Origin of the sequence: Bradyrhizobium sp. HKCCYLR20261 (assembly GCF_051168435.1) — a bacterium.
Classification (GTDB): domain Bacteria; phylum Pseudomonadota; class Alphaproteobacteria; order Rhizobiales; family Xanthobacteraceae; genus Bradyrhizobium.
On sequence record NZ_JBNPUZ010000001.1, the window covers coordinates 41,646 to 58,074 of the forward strand.

Here is a 16,429-nt window from a genome sequence, read left to right on the forward strand (position 1 = left end):
CAGCCGAAGACCGGCCGGATAGGCCTGAATCAGGCTTGCTGCATCAGGGCGTCGTCATAGGCCCGGATCGAGGCCAGCGCCGTGACCCTGACGTCGTCAGGCCGCATGCCGGGCTTGTACAGGCTCGAACCAAGCCCGAATGCGCTCACACCGACAGCAACGTAGCCGGCCAGGTTCTTCTCGGACACGCCCCCGACGGCTCCGACTACGACGCCCTTCGGCAACACGGCGAGCTGGGCCGCGATGCCGGACGGGCCGAGCACGGACGCCGGGAAATACTTCAAGGCCGATGCGCCGCAGCGCAGCGCAAGAAACGCTTCGGTCGGCGTGAACACGCCCGGCATGGTCACCATGTCGTAGGCCTGCGCGGTCGCGAGCACCTCCGCATCGACATTCGGGCTGACCATCAACCGCCCGCCCGCCTCCGCGACGCGCACGCAATCCGGCGCACTCACGACCGTCCCCGCGCCGATCAGGCTGTCATTGCCGAACCGCCGGGCAAGGCGTCCGATCGAGACAAACGGATCCGGCGAGTTGAGCGGCACCTCGATCATCTCGAAGCCGGCCTCGATCAGGACCTCGACGATGCCCTCGCACTCCTCGGGCCTGATCCCGCGGAGGATCGCAACGAGAGACCGCTTCACCGGCGGCCAGGCAACGGACTGTGTCATCGGAAGCGCGCTCCCCAGATTTTCCCGGCGGCCTTGATCAGTCCGCGGCGTGACGCCTGCTCGGCATCATAGTCGTCGACATCGAAACCGGCCGCGCTCAACGCGCCGCGATAGAGAGCGCCAAGCCGGCCGGACCCGATCAACCGGAGCGGACGATCGGCGCCGAATTGCGCGCGGGCGTCGGCGATCTCATGGCCGATCAGCAGACCCGACAGCCGGGCAGCGCCATCGGGACGCTGCTCGAAACCGAGCAGTTGTGCCGCGCGAAGCCGAAACAGCGCGCCGGTCAGGGCGGTCGGTGCCGCCAAAGCCGTCGCGAGTCCCGCGCGGAATGGGGCGCCGTCATCGGCCTGCGAGCCACCGGGCTCGACGGCGTGCATCAGGATGCTGTGCTGAGAGATCACAGCGAACAGCTCACCTGTCATGTAGGTCGCAAATTCGACCACGGCGCCGGCCTCGATCCGGATCCATTTGCTGTGGGTGCCGGGAATGCAGACGAGGCCGGAGAAAGCGGGCTCGGTGACGCCGAGCAGTTGCGTCTCCTCGCCGCGCATGACATCGGGCCGATCGGCGCGCGCCTGGGCGAGTCCGGGCAGGATTCGGACATCGCCGTCCGTGTTCACGCTGACAGCACCGTCGTGCAGAGCATCGAGCCGCGTCGGCGTGTGCAGATAGGGCGCCTCGACCCAGCCTTGCCGCGCGCCGGCCATGCCGCAGATCAGGACGGGCAGGTCGCCCGGTGCGCCGAGCTTGTGGAGATGATGGTGCAGCACCGGCGCAAAGCCTGACGCCGCACAATGCAACATGCCCTCGCTGCCGCGCGTCTCCGCAAGCTCTGTGCCGTCCGCGGCCATCAGCCAGGCACGGAAGCTGGAGGTTCCCCAGTCGACGGCGACGAAGGCCGCATGGGACGTATCTGCCGAGCTCATCGTTCCTCGTCGGCCGGGCTGCGACACCGCGAAACGTCGGTGTGGGTGACGCCAGCCCTATAGGCATGATATGGGCCGCCGACAAGCGTGACATCGCGGTCGCGCGACGCCGCCCGAGCTCTCGCGTTCCCCTGGGGCGTCGTGCTCATCCCCTCCCGCGTGCCCCGCGCCCGCACCGCCGGATCTCATCGATGACAGTCTCCGCCCCCCGCGCGGCGCAGCTCGCGACCCGCCTCGCCTTCTTCGTCGCCGGCTTCGGCATCGCCTGCTGGGCGCCGCTGGTGCCGTTCGCCAAGCAGCGTCTGGCGGTGGACGACGCCACGCTCGGGCTGCTGCTGCTGTCGCTTGGCGTCGGTTCGGTGGCATCGATGCTGGCTGCGGGCGTGCTGAGCGCGCGCTATGGCAGCAAGCCGGTGGTGATCGTCAGCGGCTTTGCCCTCGCTCTCCTGTTGCCTCCGCTCGCGGTCGCCGCCACCCCGGTCTCGCTGGCGCTGGCGCTGTTCGCCTTCGGCGCGGCGCTCGGCTCGCTCGACGTCTCCGTGAACATCCAGGCCATCGAGGTGGAGCGGCTCAGCGAGCGGCCGCTGATGTCCGGCTTTCATGCGCAATTCAGTATCGGCGGCTTTGCCGGTTCCGGCGTGATGACGGCACTGCTGGCGCTCGAGCTCGCCCCGCTGCCCGGCACGCTCGCCTGCGCCGCGCTCGCGCTCGCCGCGATGGTGCTCGCAACACCGCGTCTGCTCGCCGGCAAGCCGGCGCAGGCCGGCCCCCTGCTCGTCGTGCCGCATGGCGCGGTGCTGCTGCTGGCGGCGCTTGCCGCGATCATGTTCCTGGTCGAAGGCGCCATGCTCGACTGGAGCGCACTGCTGCTGAGCGGCTCCGGCCGCCTGCCGGCTGCGCAGGCCGGGCTCGGCTACATCATGTTCTCGATCGCCATGACCGCCGGGCGCCTTGCAGGCGATGCCGTGGTCGCGCGCATCGGCGACCGCGCGACATTGCTGTGGGGAAGCGCGCTGGCCATCGCCGGCTTCGTCGTGCTGCTCAGCGTTCCCTCCATCATCGCCGCGATGTTCGGCTTTGCCCTGATCGGCCTGGGCGCCTCCAATCTCGTCCCGGTGCTGTTCCGCCGGGCCGGTGCACAGTCCGCGATGCCCGTCGGTCTTGCGGTCGCGGCGGTCACCACCGCCGGCTATTCCGGCGTGCTGCTCGGCCCCGCCGGCATCGGCTTCGTCGCCGCGGCCACCAGCCTGACGGCCGCGTTCTGGGGACTTGCCGCGCTGCTCGTCATCGTGCTCGCGAGCGCGCCGTTGGTCGCAAGGGCACCGCAATAGGAACGAGCCGCGAGGCGACGCTTTGGTCCGCATCAAATGCATTTGCCAAGGAGCAGAACCATGCGCGCACTCAACATCATCACCCTCCTCCTCGTGATCGTCGGAGGATTGAACTGGGGCCTCGTCGGCCTGTTCGATTTCGATCTCGTCACCGCGATCTTCGGCAACGGCGCCGCCGAGACCGCGACCTCGTCCCCGATCGCACGGATCGTCTACATCCTCGTGGCACTCTCGGCGATCTATCAGATCGGCATGCTGGTGCGGCTGTCGTCGGCACGCAGCGACGTCGTCTATCGCTGAGCACAGGGGATGGTGCGCCGGCGACGGACGATCATGTCTCGGCCGGCGCCGATCCCCCCAACTCGCGCTCGCTCATCTCTCGGAAGCGATGAGCGGTCTGCGGCTTCACGAACAGCGTCGCGATGACCGGATGGCGAGCACGCAGCTCAGTCTCGATCGCGACGACGGCGCGCTCGATATCGTCGGCGCGCAGCTCATCGGCAAACTCGATGCTGAGCGCGACCACGACCTGTTGCGGCGACAGCTGTACCGTGAGCAGGCCGTTGGCCGCGCGCACGCCTGCCGACGTCCGTGCGATCTCCAGCACCGAGCTTGCCAGCTCCGGATCCGCCGGCTCGCCGATCAGGAGGCTCTTGCTCTCGCGCGCCAGGACGATGGACGTCCCGGCCAGCACCAGCCCGATCAGGATCGAGCCGATGCCGTCCCAGGCCGGCTCGTCGAACGTCACCGCCGCAGCGGTCGCCGCAGCCGCGATGACGATGCCGATCAGTGCCGCACTGTCTTCGAACACCACCATGAAGGCCGGCGGATCCTTGCTGCGCCGGAACGCCTCGATGTAGGACAGCTCCGGGGCCGAGGCGCGAAAGCGTTTGACCGCCACCCACCACGAAGCGGCCTCGAAGATGAAGGACAGGCCAAGCACGACATAATTGACGGCCGGATTCTCGATCGGCTCCGGCTGCATCAGATGCGCGACGCCTTCATACAGCGAGACGCCAGCGCCGAGCGCAAACAGCAGCAGCGCAACGATGAAGCTCCAGAAGTACAGCTCGCGCCCATGGCCGAGCGGATGCTTTCGATCGGGCGGGCGGGCGGCGCGATAGAAGCCATACAGCAGGACGAGCTCGTTCGAGGTGTCGACCACGGAGTGGATGGCCTCGCTCATCATCGCCGAGCTGCCCGTCCAGACCGCGGCTGCGATCTTGGTGCAGGCAACGAGCAGATTTCCAGCGAGTGCGGCGTACACCGCAAACTTCGAATCCGTGTTCGCCGCCATTGCCCGCCTGCTTGTCCCGTTGTCGACGCCGCGAGAACGCGGCCTTGCCGCATCGGGTTCCCTTGCGCGTTCCGGCGGAACGGCGCAGCATCGGACGGTAGAGCGGAGGGTCGATTGTGAGCGGCGAAAGTCCAACGGACGAGACCAGACCTGCTGATGCAGAAGAACGCGATGCGCATTTCCTCCGCCACAGCTTTGCCGTCGCGCGCCGATCACTGGCGCATGGCAACCACCCCTTCGCTGCCATTCTCGTCGACGCCGGCGGCCGTGTGCTGATCGAAGCCGAGAACGGCTACATGCCGTCCCGAGATGCCACCGCGCATGCCGAGCGGCTGGTCGCGACGCAGGCCTGCACCTCGGTCGAACCGGAGATTCGGGCTGCAGCCACGCTGTATTCCTCGGCCGAACCCTGTGCGATGTGCGCCGGCGCGATCTACTGGGCCGGCATCGGCCGGGTCGTCTATGGCCTGAGCGAGCGGCGGCTACGCGACTTCACCGGCAACCATCCGGAAAATCCGACCCTCGACCTGCCATGCCGTGACGTGTTCGCCAGCGGGCAGCGCGCCACGGAGGTCGTCGGGCCGCTGCTGGAGAACGAGGCGGCCGCGCTCCACGTCGGCGTCTGGGACAAATGATCTCTCAGAAGGAGAACGCCGCGACGATTGCCGCGGCGCTCAGAAGATCGACAGTCGATCAGAACTTGACGGTCACACCCGAGTAAAGCGACGACTCGGTGCAAGCGCCCGTGCTGACACGATTGCCCCCAGCCCCGGCGACCGAGCAACCGACAGCATTGTTGTGGTCGAGGCCGAACTTGTTCTGCCAGTAGCGATAGGCGACCCAGACATCGACCATGTGGCTGTACTTCTCGCCCCACATCGCCTTGGACGCATCCAGCGTCAGGCGGATCGGCTCGGAGTTGAACTCGATCTTCGTCGGATAGACGCCGTTGGCGACACTGGCCGGCAGCGGCTCGGCGTCGGTGCCCTTCTTGCCATACCAGCCAGCGCGGCCCGAAATCGAGAAGAACTGCATGCTCTCCGGCAGGAAGCCGAGATCCATGTAGTAGTTGGTCTCGACCGCCCAGGTCGGCTTGAACTTGGTGTTGCCGTCGACGATGCAGGGATTCGACCAGCCCGCACCACACTGCGTGAAGGAATTGTGGTTAGCGAACTCCCAGTACATCAGTGGCGCGACGTTGAAATAGCCCTTGTAGGGCAGGTTGAACGCGAACTGCAGACCGGCGACGACGTCACGCTTGGCGGCGCCGAAATAGCGGTTCTCGGTGTTGGCATCCATGCCCACTTCGAACGAGATGTTCTGCAGCGGGCCAACCGTGAAGGCCTTGGTGTTGAAGATCTGGTTCCAGCCGAAGGTCGAGCGGAACAGGCCATAGATCTCGGTGGCGCCGGCGCAGGTCGCCGGCGTGAACGCGAAGCCGGCATTGGGCGAGACGATGCCGCCGGTCTGCGTGCATGGCCCGGCCGGGTCGTTGTGGTCAGACTTGAACAGCGAGATGGTGAAGAAGTTGGTGCCGTAGCCCCAGACGTCGAAATGGGTGAACGAGTAGACCTGCTTGGCCGTGTTCGGGTCGAAGCCGCCGTTGGGCTTCACGCTCCACGCGCCCGGCTGAACCGCGTTGAAGATGTAGGAGTAGCTGACGCGGTTGTCGACGACGAGAAAGAACGGCACGTCGGCCGGCGCCTTCTTGGCGATGGCCTTGGCCGGCAGATCGGCGGCGCCGGCGACACCGACCGAAGTCAGCGCGGCCGCGCCGAGCGCAATGGCAGCCACGATGGATTGACGAAACGACATTTCAACACCCCCAGTTAACAGCGCCGATTCCCGACTTGCCTTGCACAGTTGCGCCGTTCCTGAGGTCCGAGAAGCCTCAACTTTCTCCAGGCCTTGCTCGCGGTTTGACCAAAGTTCCGCCTTGTTGAACCACGGCGCGGCCGACCTGCCCGCGGGGCGTGAGACGATTCGCCGCGCGGCAATCGCGGCGGAATCCGATCTTCGCGCTTCACATTGCTGAGTTTTTCCGAAACACGGCAGCGCCGGATTTGCGGCCTTTGCGCCCGCCTTGCCTCGCGAGCTCAGGCCTCCCACGCTCATGACATGACGCTGCTCATCCAACGGGCAGGATGCTGCGGCCCGGTGTAATTTCAAAGACTGTCGCAAAAGTGCCACATGTTAGTTCGGACCGCTGGCGTGGAAAGTTGCGGGCAATGGATGCTGCAACTTGGCTCTCGCCCCCCGTCGTGGCTGTGCTGGGCAAGAGTTGAGCACAGGTTGGCGCTTTTCGGCTCTTACGCGCCGCCGCGAATTAGCTCACAATTGAGGCAGTTCCATTTCTGTCCAGACCCACATGCTTGACCCCGCGCCGGCCACTCCTCAGACCTTGCATCCGCTGTTGCAGACGGTCGGACTGACCAAGCGCTACGGCGACTTTCTCGCCAATGACCGCATCGACATCGAGATTGTCCCCAGCGAAATCCACGCGCTGCTGGGCGAGAACGGCGCGGGCAAGTCGACCCTGGTCAAAACCATCTACGGGCTCGTCCAACCGAGCGCGGGCCAGTTGCTCTGGCAAGGCACGCCGATCAAGCTGTCCGGGCCCGCGGAAGCGCGCTCGCTGGGGATCGGCATGGTGTTCCAGCATTTCTCGCTGTTCGACAACCTCACCGTCGCCGAGAACGTCGCACTCGGGCTCGACGGCAGGGAGCCGTTCAAGGCGATCTCGGCCCGGCTTGCCGACGTCGCGCGCGACTACGGCCTGCCGCTCGATCCGAAGCGCGAGGTCTGGCAATTGTCGGTCGGCGAGCGGCAGCGCATCGAGATCGTGCGCGCGCTGATGCAGAATCCGAAATTCCTGATCCTCGACGAGCCCACCGCCGTGCTGACGCCGCAGGAGGCGGATCAGTTGTTCGTCGTGCTGGAGCGCCTGAAGGCCGAAGGCCGCGCCATCCTCTACATCAGCCACAAGCTCGACGAGGTGAAGCGGCTCTGCGATACCGCCACCATCCTGCGCGGCGGCAGGAAGGTCGCGACCACAAATCCAAAGCTCGAGACTGCGGCGTCCTTGGCCCGCATGATGGTCGGCACCGAGATCAAGGAGGTGAAGCCTCCGGCCGAGCGGCGCACCACCGTGCCGCGCCTCGTCGTCAGTGATCTGACGCTTGCGCCTGCCGAATTGCACGGCGTCCGTCTGCAAAACATCTCCTTCGAGCTGAAGGGCGGCGAGATCCTCGGCATCGCCGGCGTCGCCGGCAACGGCCAGGACGAGCTGTTCGCCGCGCTGTCCGGCGAGCGCCTCGTCAAGGAGCCCGGCACGATCATCATCGACGGCCTCGCTTGCGGCCATCTCTCCATCACGCAGCGGCGCAAGATGGGCGCGGCTTTCGTCCCGGAGGAGCGGCTCGGCCACGGCACCGCGCCACGCATGAAGTTGTCGGAAAATGCGCTGCTCACCGGCCACGCCGCCAGCGACATGGTCCGCCACGGCTTCATCAACGCCGCTGCCACCTTGCGCACCGTCGATCGCACCACCGAGACATTCGACGTCCGCAAGGCCAAGCGCGATCCGGAAGCCGCCAGTCTGTCCGGCGGCAATCTGCAGAAGTTCGTCGTCGGCCGCGAGATCCTGCGCGGGCCGGCGGTGCTGATCGTCAACCAGCCGACCTGGGGCGTCGACGCAGGTGCGGCGGCGATCATCCGCCAGGCGCTGATCGATCTCGCCAGCGCGGGCGCCGCGGTGCTCGTCACCAGCCAGGACCTCGACGAGCTCATCGAGATCGCCGATCGTATCGCGGTGATGTTCCATGGCCATCTCTCGGAAGCATTGCCGCGCGCGGAGGCCACACGCGAAAAGCTCGGCCTGCTGATGGGCGGCGCCAGTCTCGACCAGAAGGAGGCCGCGCATGCAGTTGGTGCTTGAGAAGCGCGCCGAGCGCTCGCGCACCATCGCCCTGGTGTCGCCCCTGATTGCGATCGGGCTGACGCTCGTCACCATGAGCGTGCTGTTCGCCATCCTCGGCAAGAACCCGCTCACCGCGCTCGGCGTCTACTTCATCGCGCCGCTGACCGACGGCTATTCGCTGCAGGAGATCGCGGTGAAGGCGACACCTTTGGTGATGATCGCGATCGGTCTCTCGCTGTGCTACCTCGCCAATGCCTGGAACATCGGCGCGGAGGGCCAGTTCCTGATCGGCGCGGTCGCCGGCAGCTGGATCGCGGTGAAGACGCAGGGCACCGACGCCGGCGCCTGGGTGCTGCCGGCGATGCTGGTCGCCGGCGCCGTGGCCGGCGCACTCTATGCGCTGATCCCGGCGCTGTGCCGGGTCAAGTTCGGAGCCAGCGAGATCCTCACCAGCCTGATGCTGGTCTATGTCGCCGACCTCCTGCTCGACTATCTCGTCCGCGGACCCTGGCGCGATCCCGCCGGCTTCAACTTTCCGACCACGGCCGAATTCGATCCGGTCGCCACCGTGCCGGTGCTGATCGAGGGCGGCCGCCTGCATCTCGGCAGCATCATCGCGCTCATCGTCGTCGCCGCAGCGTTCGTGCTGCTTGACCGCACCATCAAGGGCTTCGAGATCCGCGTCGTCGGCGTCGCGCCGCGCGCGGCGCGCTTCGGCGGCTTTAATGCCAATCAGCTCATCCTCCTGACCTTCGCCGTCTCGGGCGCCCTGGCCGGCCTCGCGGGCATCATCGAGGTCGCCGGACCGATCGGGCATCTGCAACCCGGCATCTCGCCCGGCTATGGCTTCACCGCGATCATCGTGGCCTTCCTCGGCCGGCTGAACCCGGTTGGAATACTCATTGCAGGGCTTTTCCTCGCCTTGACGTTCATCGGCGGAGAGCAGGCGCAGATCACGATGAAGATTCCGCTCGACGTCACAAAGGTGTTCCAGGGCATTCTGCTGTTCTACGTGCTCGCCTGCGACTCGCTGATCCTCTACCGTTTCAAGCTCGTCTCCGCCGCGCGGCAGGTGCAAAGTGCTGCTCGTTGAAGCCATCATCCTGTCGGTGCTCGCCGCATCGACGCCGCTGCTGCTGGCCGCCACCGGCGAGCTGGTGACCGAGCGCGCCGGCGTCCTCAACCTCGGCGTCGAGGGCATGATGATCGTCGGCGCCGCCTGCGGCTTCGCCGGCGCCTGGATGTCGGGCTCGATCATCATCGGCGCGCTCTGCGGCATCGGCGCGGGCATGCTGATGTCGCTGATCTTCGCCTTCATGACGCTCGGCCTCGCCGTCAATCAGGTGGCGACCGGGCTCGCGCTGACCATCCTCGGCATCGGCCTCTCCGGCCTGATCGGCGCCCGCTTCGTCGGCGAACGCATCACCACCGCACCGAAACTCGCCATCCCCGGTCTGACCGATATCCCGCTGGTCGGCCGCATCCTGTTCGGCGAGGACGCCTTCGTCTATCTGTCGCTCATCTTGATCGTCGCCGTCTGGTGGTTCCTGTATCGCACCCGCGCCGGCCTCGTGCTGCGCGCCTGCGGCGACAACCATGTCTCCGCGCATGCGCTCGGCTATCCCGTGCTGCGCATACGACTGTTCGCCGTGTTGTTCGGCGGCGGCTGCGCCGGACTGGCCGGCGCCTATTTGCCGCTCGCCTATACGCCCTTCTTCATTCCCGGCATGACCGCGGGGCGCGGCTGGATCGCGCTGGCGCTGGTCGTGTTCGCATCCTGGCGGCCCGGCCGCCTGGTGATCGGCGCCTATCTGTTCGGCGCGGTGACGATCCTGCAGCTGCATGCGCAAGGCGCGGGCGTCGGCATTCCCTCGCAATTCATGTCGGCGCTGCCTTATCTGGCCACCGTGATCGTGCTGGTGCTGCTGTCGCGCGCCCGCACCGGCGGCTCGACGGCGCCGGCAGCACTCGGAACCGTGTTCGTGCCCGATCGCTAGCGATTTCATCCCGGGCGCCTGCGATGGGGCGCGACGCTCGGGATCACCGGTTTTTCCCCTGACCGTTTGGAGAGATTGACCATGATGAAAAGGCTTCTGGGCGCGGCCGCCGCGCTGGTGCTGGCGGGCAGCATCGCCGGCGTGGCGCATGCCGCCGACAAGCTGAAGGTCGGCTTCATCTATCTCGGCCCGATCGGCGATCTCGGCTGGACTTATCAGCACGAGCTCGGCCGGCAGGCGCTGGTCAAGGAGCTCGGCGACAAGATCGAGACCACCTATCTCGAGAACGTGCCGGAAGGCCCGGACTCCGAGCGCGCCATCGAGCAGCTCGTCCGCGCCGGCAACAAGCTGATCTTCACGACCTCGTTCGGCTACATGGATCCGACCCTCAAGGTCGCCAAGAAGTATCCGAACGTGCATTTCGAGCACGCCACCGGCTACAAGCGCGACAAGAACATGTCGACCTATTCGGGCCGCTGGTACCAGGGGCGCTACATCCAGGGCCAGATCGCGGCCAAGATGTCGAAGGCCGGCGTGCTCGGCTATATCGGCTCGTTCCCGATCCCCGAGGTCGTCTCCGGCATCAACGCCACCATGCTCGGCGCGCAGTCGATCAATCCGAACATCAAGGTCAAGATCATCTGGGTCAACACCTGGTTTGATCCCGGCAAGGAGGCCGATGCCGCCAAGGCGCTGCTCGACCAGGGCGCCGACATCATCATGCAGCACACCGACAGCCCGGCGGCGATGCAGGTCGCGGCCGAGCGCGGTAAGCTCGCCTTCGGCCAGGATTCCGAGATGATCAAGTTCGGCCCGAAGGCGCAGCTGACCTCGATCCTCGACACCTGGGGTCCCTACTACATCTCCCGCGTCAAGGCCGAGCTCGACGGCACCTGGAAGTCGGAGGACACCTGGGGCGGCCTCGACTCCAAGATGTTCGAGATGGCGCCCTATACCAACATGCCCGACGACGTGAAGAAGCTGGCCGAGGAGACCCAGGCCGCGATCACCTCCGGCAAGCTGCATCCGTTCAAGTGCCCGATCGTGGCGCAGGACGGCAAGGAGGTCGAGTGCAAGGGCGGCGACCATCTCGCCGACGGCCAGATCCTCGGCATGAACTTCTACGTCAAGGGCGTCGACGACAAGCTGCCGGGCAAGTAGTCGCTCCGCTCCGTCCATCAACTCTCTCCCCGCGTGCGGGGAGAGAGTTTCACTATCGCACTTTCCACAAAGCGTCGTCTCACCCTCCCCGCATCAGCTTCGCCGCCGCGCTGTGCCGGCCGATCAGGCCGGCGACGTCGAGGCCCGGAATGACGCCATCGATGACGGTCCAGCGGCCGCCGACCATGACGCGATCGGCGCGATGCGCGCCACACAACACCAGCGCCGCGATGGGATCGCCGGCACCGGAGAAGCGCAGCTCGTCGAGATTGAACAGCGCCAGATCGGCGGCCTTTCCGACCGCGATCTCACCGAGCTCCGGCCGGCCGACACAGGCGGCCGAGCCTTTGGTCGCCCAGCGCAACGCATCCTTGTGGCTGATGCGGCTGACGCCATAACGCGCCCGCTGCAGCAGGAAGGCCGCGCGCACCTCCTGCATCAAATTGGAGCCGTCGTTCGAGGCGGAGCCGTCGACGCCGAGCCCGATGCCGACACCCGCCTCCTCCATCTCGCAGACCGGGCAGCAGCCCGAGGCGAGCAATTGGTTCGAGCAGGCGCAATGGCTGATGGTGGTCTTCGCCTTGCCGAGCCGCTTCATCTCCTCGGCGTTGAAGAAGATGCCATGCGCCAGCCAGGTGCGCGGGCCGAGCCAGCCGTTCTGCTCGAGATAATCGAGCGGACGGCAGCCGAACATTTCTTCACAGAAACGGTTCTCGTCCTCGGTCTCCGCCAGATGCGTGTGCAGCCGGACGTCGAGCTTGTCGGCCAACGCCGCGGTTTTCTGCATCAAGGATCCCGTCACCGAGAACGGCGAGCACGGTGCCAGTGCGATCTGCACCATCGCATCCGGTCCGCGCTCGTGATAGGCCGCCACCACCCGCTCGCTGTCGGCCAGGATCGTATCCTCGTCCTGCACGACGCTATCAGGCGGCAGGCCGCCGTCGCGCTCCGACAGGTTCATCGAGCCGCGCGTCAGCAGCACGCGGATGCCGAGGCGCCTGGCCGCGGCGACCTCGATGCCGACGGCATCCTCGAGACCGGCGGGAAAGACGTAGTGATGATCGGTGGTGGTCGTGCAGCCCGACAGCATCAGCTCGGACATGGCGAGGGTGACGGCGGCATCGAGCGACTCCGGCGTCAGCTTCGCCCAGATCGGGTACAGCGCCTTCAGCCAAGGGAACAGCTCGCGGTCCATCGCCGCCGGCAGCGCGCGCGTCAGGGTCTGATAGAAGTGATGGTGCGTGTTGATCAGCCCGGGGATCACGACATGCGCGCTGGCGTCATACGCCACCGCGGCCGGGGTCGCCGGCTCTGCCCCGGCGGCCACGAGCTCGACGATGCGGCCGCCGTCGACGACCACACCGCGCGCGGCGTCATCGGCCAGGATGGCGAGCGGGTCCTTGATCCAGATCGGCGTCGTGCTCATGGCTGCCTCGTCTCGCTGATGACGTCTTCGTATCGCCTGCTGGCCTGCAAGCGCAGGGCCAGCGTCAAGCTATTGCCAGTTGGCGTCGGTCTTGCAAGGATTTGACCCGCGATCCGCCGCGCGAATGAGCTTGCGTCACCATGGACCTGAACACCATCACCGAGGTCGTGCGCCCGCGAACGCGGGCCGAGCTGCCCGCCTGGAAGGCAGGCGATGCCTGGCTGGCCGGCGGCACCTGGCTGTTCTCGGAACCGCAGGCGCAGCTGTCGCGGCTGATCGATCTCGGCGAACTCGCCTGGCCGCCGCTGACCATCAGCGAGGACGGGCTCAGCATCGCCGCGACCTGTAGCGTCGCCGAGCTCGATGCGCTGTCCTGCCCGGCCGACTGGATCGCGGCGCCGTTGATCGACCAATGCTGCCGGGCATTCCTCGCCTCGTTCAAGATCTGGAAGACGGCGACCGTCGGCGGCAATCTCTGCATGTCGCTGCCGGCCGGTCCGATGATCTCGCTGCTCGCCGCGCTCGAAGGCATCTGCACGATCTGGAAAAATGACGGCACCGAGCAGCGCATCGCGGTCACAAACTTCGTCACCGGCAACAACAGTAACGTGCTCGCGCCCGGCGATCTCCTGCGCCAGATCGACATTCCCTTGACCGCGCTGAAGCGGCGCGCCGCATTCAGGCAGATCGCGCTGAGCCCGGTCGGCCGGTCCGGTGCGTTGCTGATCGGCACGCAAGGCCGCGACGGCGACCTGCTGCTCACCGTGACCGGCGCGACCGTGAAGCCGCTGCAGCTCCGCTTCGGCACCATCCCGGATGAAGCCGCGCTCCGCGCCAGCATTCTCAGCGACATTCCTGATGCGCTCTATCATGACGATGTCCATGGCAAGCCGGCCTGGCGCAAGGCGATGACGCTGCGCCTCGCCGAGGAGATCCGCGCCGAACTTGCAGGCATCAGGCCATGAGCGTGATCGTCGACGGCAAGACAATCGATGCTGCGCCGCGCCCGGGGCAGTGCCTGCGCACGTTCCTGCGCGACACCGGCCATTTCGGCGTGAAGAAGGGCTGTGACGCCGGCGACTGCGGCGCCTGTACCGTGCTGCTCGACGGCGAGCCGGTGCATTCTTGCCTGATCCCGGCGTTTCGCGCCGACGGCAAGGCGGTGACGACCGTCGAAGGTCTCGCCATCGATGACAGCCTGCATCCGATGCAGCAGGCCTTTCTCGACGCGCAGGCGTTTCAATGCGGCTTCTGCACCGGCGGCATGATCGTCACCTGCGCGTCGCTGAACCAGGCGCAGAAGAAGGATCTCGACGCCGCGCTGAAGGGCAATCTGTGCCGCTGCACCGGCTATCGCGCGATCGAGGACGCGCTGCTCGGCCGCACGCATGTCGAGGAGGTCGCCGCCGGCGAAGCCTTCGGCCGCAGCCTGCCCGCCCCCGCCGGCCCCGACGTCGTGCGCGGCGAGGCGCGCTACACCTTCGACACCGCGATCGAGGGCCTGCTGCACATCAAGCTCGTGCGCTCGCCGCACGCGCATGCGCGGATCATCGGCATCGACAAGACTCATGCGCTGGCCGTGCCCGGCGTGCATGCGGTGCTCACGCATGAGGATGCGCCGGCGACGCTGTTCTCGACGGCGCGGCACGAGCAGGACTGGATGGATCCGGCCGACACCCGCGTGCTCGACGATACCGTGCGCTTCATCGGCCAGAAGGTCGCGGCGGTGGTTGCGGAGTCCGAGGCCGCCGCCGAGGAAGGCTGCAGGCGCCTGATAGTCGACTACGAAATTCTTCCTGCCGTGATCGATCCCGAAGCAGCGATCGCGCCGGGCGCACCGGCCATTCACGCCGGCCGCGGCAGCGAGCATCGCATCGCCGATGTCAGCCGCAACATCGCCGCCGAGACCCATGGCGAATTCGGCGACGTCGCCGCCGCACTTGCGTCCTCTGCCGCGACCTACGAAGGCACCTTCACGACGCAACGCGTCCAGCACGCCGCGCTGGAGACGCATGGCGGTCTTGCCTGGCTCGACGACGACGGCCTGCTCACCGTCCGCTCCAGCACACAGGTGCCATTCCTGACCAGGCGGGCGCTGTGCGAGATCTTCGATCTCGCGCCCGACAAGGTCCGCGTGTTCTGCGCGCGCGTCGGCGGCGGTTTCGGCGGCAAACAGGAGATGTTCGTCGAGGATATCCTGGCGCTCGCGGCCTTGAAGACGGGCCGTCCTGTCAAGCTCGAATTCACCCGGGAGGAGCAGTTCATCGCGACCTCGACGCGGCATCCGATGCGCGTCACCGTCAGGGCCGGCGCCGACAAGGATGGCAGGCTCACCGCGCTGCAGCTCGACGTGCTCTCGAACACCGGCGCCTACGGCAATCACGCCGGACCCGTGCTGTTCCATGCCTGCGGCGAGTCGATCTCGGTCTACAATTGCCCGAACAAGAAGGTCGACGGTCGCGCGGTCTACACCAACACCGTGCCGGCCGGCGCCTATCGTGGCTACGGCCTGCCGCAGACGACCTTCGCCGTGGAGGCGGCGATCGATGAGCTGGCGCTCAAGCTCGGCATCGATCCGTTCGAAATGCGTCGACGCAACATCGTCAAGCCGGGCGATCCCATGCTGACCCCGCCCGGCTCCGACCACAGTGACGTGCTGTACGGCTCCTACGGTCTCGACCAATGCATCGATCTCGTCGAGCGTGCGATGGCCGCGGAGACGCCGGCGCCGAAGTTGTCGGACGAGTGGCTCACGGGCGACGGCATCGCGCTGACCATGATCGACACCGTGCCGCCCGATGGCCACTTCGCCGACGCCACCATCAGCCTGCGCGACGACGGCGGCTTCACGCTCACGGTCGGAACCGCCGAGTTCGGTAACGGCACCAGCACCGTGCACCGCCAGATCGCCGCGACCGTGCTCGGCACCACGGTCGACCGCATCAGCCTCAAGCAATCCGACACCGCGCATGGGGGCCACGACACCGGCGCCTATGGCTCGACCGGCACGTTCGTGGCGGGGCGTGCGACGCAGGCTGCGGCCGAAGTGCTGGTCGAGCGGATCAAGAGCTTCGCGGCGGATCGCTGGACGATCAATCCCGCTGACTGCCGGATCGCCGACAACGCCGTCAGTTGCGGCACGCAGCGGCTCTCCTTCGCAAGCATCGCCAGCCTTGGCGAAGACCGGCTCACCGCAACCGGCAACTCGCAGGGCACGCCGCGCTCGGTTGCGTTCAACGTCCAGGGATTTCGCGTGGCCGTGAACAAGCAGACCGGCGTGGTCAGGATCTTGAAGAGTGTGCAGGCCGCGGATGCCGGTCGCGTCGCCAATCCGATGCAGTGCAGAGGCCAGATCGAGGGCGGCGTCGCGCAGTCGCTGGGAGCCGCGCTGTATGAGGAGATCGTCATCGATGACACCGGGCGCGTGGTCAACCCGCGCTTCCGCGACTACCATCTGCCGTCCTATGCCGACGTGCCGCGCACTGAGGTGCTGTTCGCCGCGACCCATGACAGCATCGGTCCGCTCGGCGCGAAGTCGATGAGCGAGAGTCCGTACAATCCGGTCGCCGCCGCGCTCGGCAACGCGATCCGCGCCGCGACCGGCATCCGTTTCACCGCCGTGCCGTTCAAGCCGGACCGGCTGTTTCCGCAGCTGCAGGAGAAGTTTGGCAACTGACGTCGTCTGGGGGATCAAGTGG

At 66.8% G+C, this 16,429-nt stretch carries 14 protein-coding genes; 9 read left to right on the forward strand and 5 right to left on the reverse strand.

What is annotated here, in order from left to right; translation table 11 throughout:
• Positions 1 to 29: 29 nt before the first annotated feature.
• Positions 30 to 671 carry a 2-dehydro-3-deoxy-6-phosphogalactonate aldolase gene (locus ACQR1L_RS00205; RefSeq protein ID WP_434855923.1) on the reverse strand — a complete coding sequence of 214 codons (642 nt, stop codon included), beginning with the start codon at positions 669 to 671 and terminating at the stop codon, positions 30 to 32.
• Positions 668 to 1,600 (reverse strand): 2-dehydro-3-deoxygalactonokinase, encoded by a 933-nt coding sequence (locus ACQR1L_RS00210; RefSeq protein ID WP_434855924.1) that lies wholly within the window; start codon positions 1,598 to 1,600, stop codon positions 668 to 670. The genes ACQR1L_RS00205 and ACQR1L_RS00210 overlap by 4 nt, the downstream gene beginning before the upstream one ends.
• 191 nt (positions 1,601 to 1,791) lie before the next feature.
• On the opposite strand from ACQR1L_RS00210, the gene ACQR1L_RS00215 reads away from it, so the two are divergent.
• Together ACQR1L_RS00215 and ACQR1L_RS00220 are read left to right on the forward strand one after the other, a co-directional pair.
• The gene (locus tag ACQR1L_RS00215; protein WP_434855925.1) at positions 1,792 to 2,931 is read left to right on the forward strand and encodes an MFS transporter; all 1,140 of its coding nucleotides are present in this window, start codon (positions 1,792 to 1,794) and stop codon (positions 2,929 to 2,931) included.
• A 60-nt stretch (positions 2,932 to 2,991) separates the two neighbouring features.
• Positions 2,992 to 3,231, forward strand: a complete 240-nt coding sequence (locus ACQR1L_RS00220; RefSeq protein WP_006612838.1) for a DUF378 domain-containing protein — start codon at positions 2,992 to 2,994, stop codon at positions 3,229 to 3,231.
• A gap of 31 nt (positions 3,232 to 3,262) precedes the next feature.
• On the opposite strand, the gene ACQR1L_RS00225 is transcribed toward ACQR1L_RS00220, so the two are convergent.
• Entirely contained in the window at positions 3,263 to 4,228 is a 966-nt protein-coding gene (locus ACQR1L_RS00225) for a cation diffusion facilitator family transporter (protein ID WP_434855926.1), read from the reverse strand.
• A 116-nt stretch (positions 4,229 to 4,344) separates the two neighbouring features.
• On the opposite strand from ACQR1L_RS00225, the gene ACQR1L_RS00230 reads away from it, so the two are divergent.
• Positions 4,345 to 4,863, forward strand: coding sequence for a nucleoside deaminase (locus ACQR1L_RS00230; protein ID WP_434855927.1), 519 nt, complete (start codon positions 4,345 to 4,347; stop codon positions 4,861 to 4,863).
• A 58-nt stretch (positions 4,864 to 4,921) separates the two neighbouring features.
• Here ACQR1L_RS00230 and ACQR1L_RS00235 read toward each other — a convergent pair whose 3' ends face one another.
• The gene (locus ACQR1L_RS00235) at positions 4,922 to 6,043 is read right to left on the reverse strand and encodes a hypothetical protein (protein ID WP_434855928.1); all 1,122 of its coding nucleotides are present in this window, start codon (positions 6,041 to 6,043) and stop codon (positions 4,922 to 4,924) included.
• A 553-nt stretch (positions 6,044 to 6,596) separates the two neighbouring features.
• On the opposite strand from ACQR1L_RS00235, the gene ACQR1L_RS00240 reads away from it, so the two are divergent.
• From ACQR1L_RS00240 to ACQR1L_RS00255, 4 genes are all read left to right on the forward strand, one after another.
• Positions 6,597 to 8,165, forward strand: a complete 1,569-nt coding sequence (locus ACQR1L_RS00240; RefSeq protein ID WP_434855929.1) for an ABC transporter ATP-binding protein — start codon at positions 6,597 to 6,599, stop codon at positions 8,163 to 8,165.
• Positions 8,149 to 9,240: an ABC transporter permease gene (locus ACQR1L_RS00245; protein ID WP_434855930.1), complete on the forward strand. Its 1,092-nt coding sequence runs from the start codon at positions 8,149 to 8,151 to the stop codon at positions 9,238 to 9,240. The genes ACQR1L_RS00240 and ACQR1L_RS00245 overlap by 17 nt, the downstream gene beginning before the upstream one ends.
• A complete protein-coding gene (locus tag ACQR1L_RS00250; protein ID WP_434855931.1) occupies positions 9,227 to 10,144 on the forward strand; it encodes an ABC transporter permease in 918 nt (305 codons plus the stop codon). The genes ACQR1L_RS00245 and ACQR1L_RS00250 overlap by 14 nt, the downstream gene beginning before the upstream one ends.
• Before the next feature lie 81 nt (positions 10,145 to 10,225).
• Positions 10,226 to 11,305, forward strand: a complete 1,080-nt coding sequence (locus tag ACQR1L_RS00255; protein WP_434855932.1) for a BMP family ABC transporter substrate-binding protein — start codon at positions 10,226 to 10,228, stop codon at positions 11,303 to 11,305.
• A gap of 79 nt (positions 11,306 to 11,384) precedes the next feature.
• Here the strand turns inward: ACQR1L_RS00255 and ACQR1L_RS00260 are convergent, their stop codons facing one another.
• Complete coding sequence (locus tag ACQR1L_RS00260; RefSeq protein WP_434855933.1) at positions 11,385 to 12,731, reverse strand: 8-oxoguanine deaminase; 1,347 nt, start codon at positions 12,729 to 12,731, stop codon at positions 11,385 to 11,387.
• A gap of 140 nt (positions 12,732 to 12,871) precedes the next feature.
• On the opposite strand from ACQR1L_RS00260, the gene ACQR1L_RS00265 reads away from it, so the two are divergent.
• Both ACQR1L_RS00265 and ACQR1L_RS00270 read left to right on the forward strand, forming a co-directional pair.
• Positions 12,872 to 13,696, forward strand: a complete 825-nt coding sequence (locus ACQR1L_RS00265) for an FAD binding domain-containing protein (protein ID WP_434855934.1) — start codon at positions 12,872 to 12,874, stop codon at positions 13,694 to 13,696.
• The gene (locus ACQR1L_RS00270; RefSeq protein WP_434855935.1) at positions 13,693 to 16,407 is read left to right on the forward strand and encodes a molybdopterin-dependent oxidoreductase; all 2,715 of its coding nucleotides are present in this window, start codon (positions 13,693 to 13,695) and stop codon (positions 16,405 to 16,407) included. The genes ACQR1L_RS00265 and ACQR1L_RS00270 overlap by 4 nt, the downstream gene beginning before the upstream one ends.
• The last annotated feature ends 22 nt before the right edge of the window (positions 16,408 to 16,429 follow it).

Bases quoted from the DNA above. Each gene is read 5' to 3' on its own strand.
- ACQR1L_RS00205 (WP_434855923.1), bottom strand. From the start codon at position 671: ATGACACAGTCCGTTGCCTGGCCGCCGGTGAAGCGGTCTCTCGTTGCG.
- ACQR1L_RS00210 (WP_434855924.1), bottom strand. From the start codon at position 1,600: ATGAGCTCGGCAGATACGTCCCATGCGGCCTTCGTCGCCGTCGACTGG.
- ACQR1L_RS00255 (WP_434855932.1), top strand. From the start codon at position 10,226: ATGATGAAAAGGCTTCTGGGCGCGGCCGCCGCGCTGGTGCTGGCGGGC.
- ACQR1L_RS00220 (WP_006612838.1), top strand. From the start codon at position 2,992: ATGCGCGCACTCAACATCATCACCCTCCTCCTCGTGATCGTCGGAGGA.
- ACQR1L_RS00240 (WP_434855929.1), top strand. From the start codon at position 6,597: ATGCTTGACCCCGCGCCGGCCACTCCTCAGACCTTGCATCCGCTGTTG.
- ACQR1L_RS00225 (WP_434855926.1), bottom strand. From the start codon at position 4,228: ATGGCGGCGAACACGGATTCGAAGTTTGCGGTGTACGCCGCACTCGCT.
- ACQR1L_RS00235 (WP_434855928.1), bottom strand. From the start codon at position 6,043: ATGTCGTTTCGTCAATCCATCGTGGCTGCCATTGCGCTCGGCGCGGCC.
- ACQR1L_RS00245 (WP_434855930.1), top strand. From the start codon at position 8,149: ATGCAGTTGGTGCTTGAGAAGCGCGCCGAGCGCTCGCGCACCATCGCC.
- ACQR1L_RS00260 (WP_434855933.1), bottom strand. From the start codon at position 12,731: ATGAGCACGACGCCGATCTGGATCAAGGACCCGCTCGCCATCCTGGCC.
- ACQR1L_RS00265 (WP_434855934.1), top strand. From the start codon at position 12,872: ATGGACCTGAACACCATCACCGAGGTCGTGCGCCCGCGAACGCGGGCC.
- ACQR1L_RS00270 (WP_434855935.1), top strand. From the start codon at position 13,693: ATGAGCGTGATCGTCGACGGCAAGACAATCGATGCTGCGCCGCGCCCG.
- ACQR1L_RS00215 (WP_434855925.1), top strand. From the start codon at position 1,792: ATGACAGTCTCCGCCCCCCGCGCGGCGCAGCTCGCGACCCGCCTCGCC.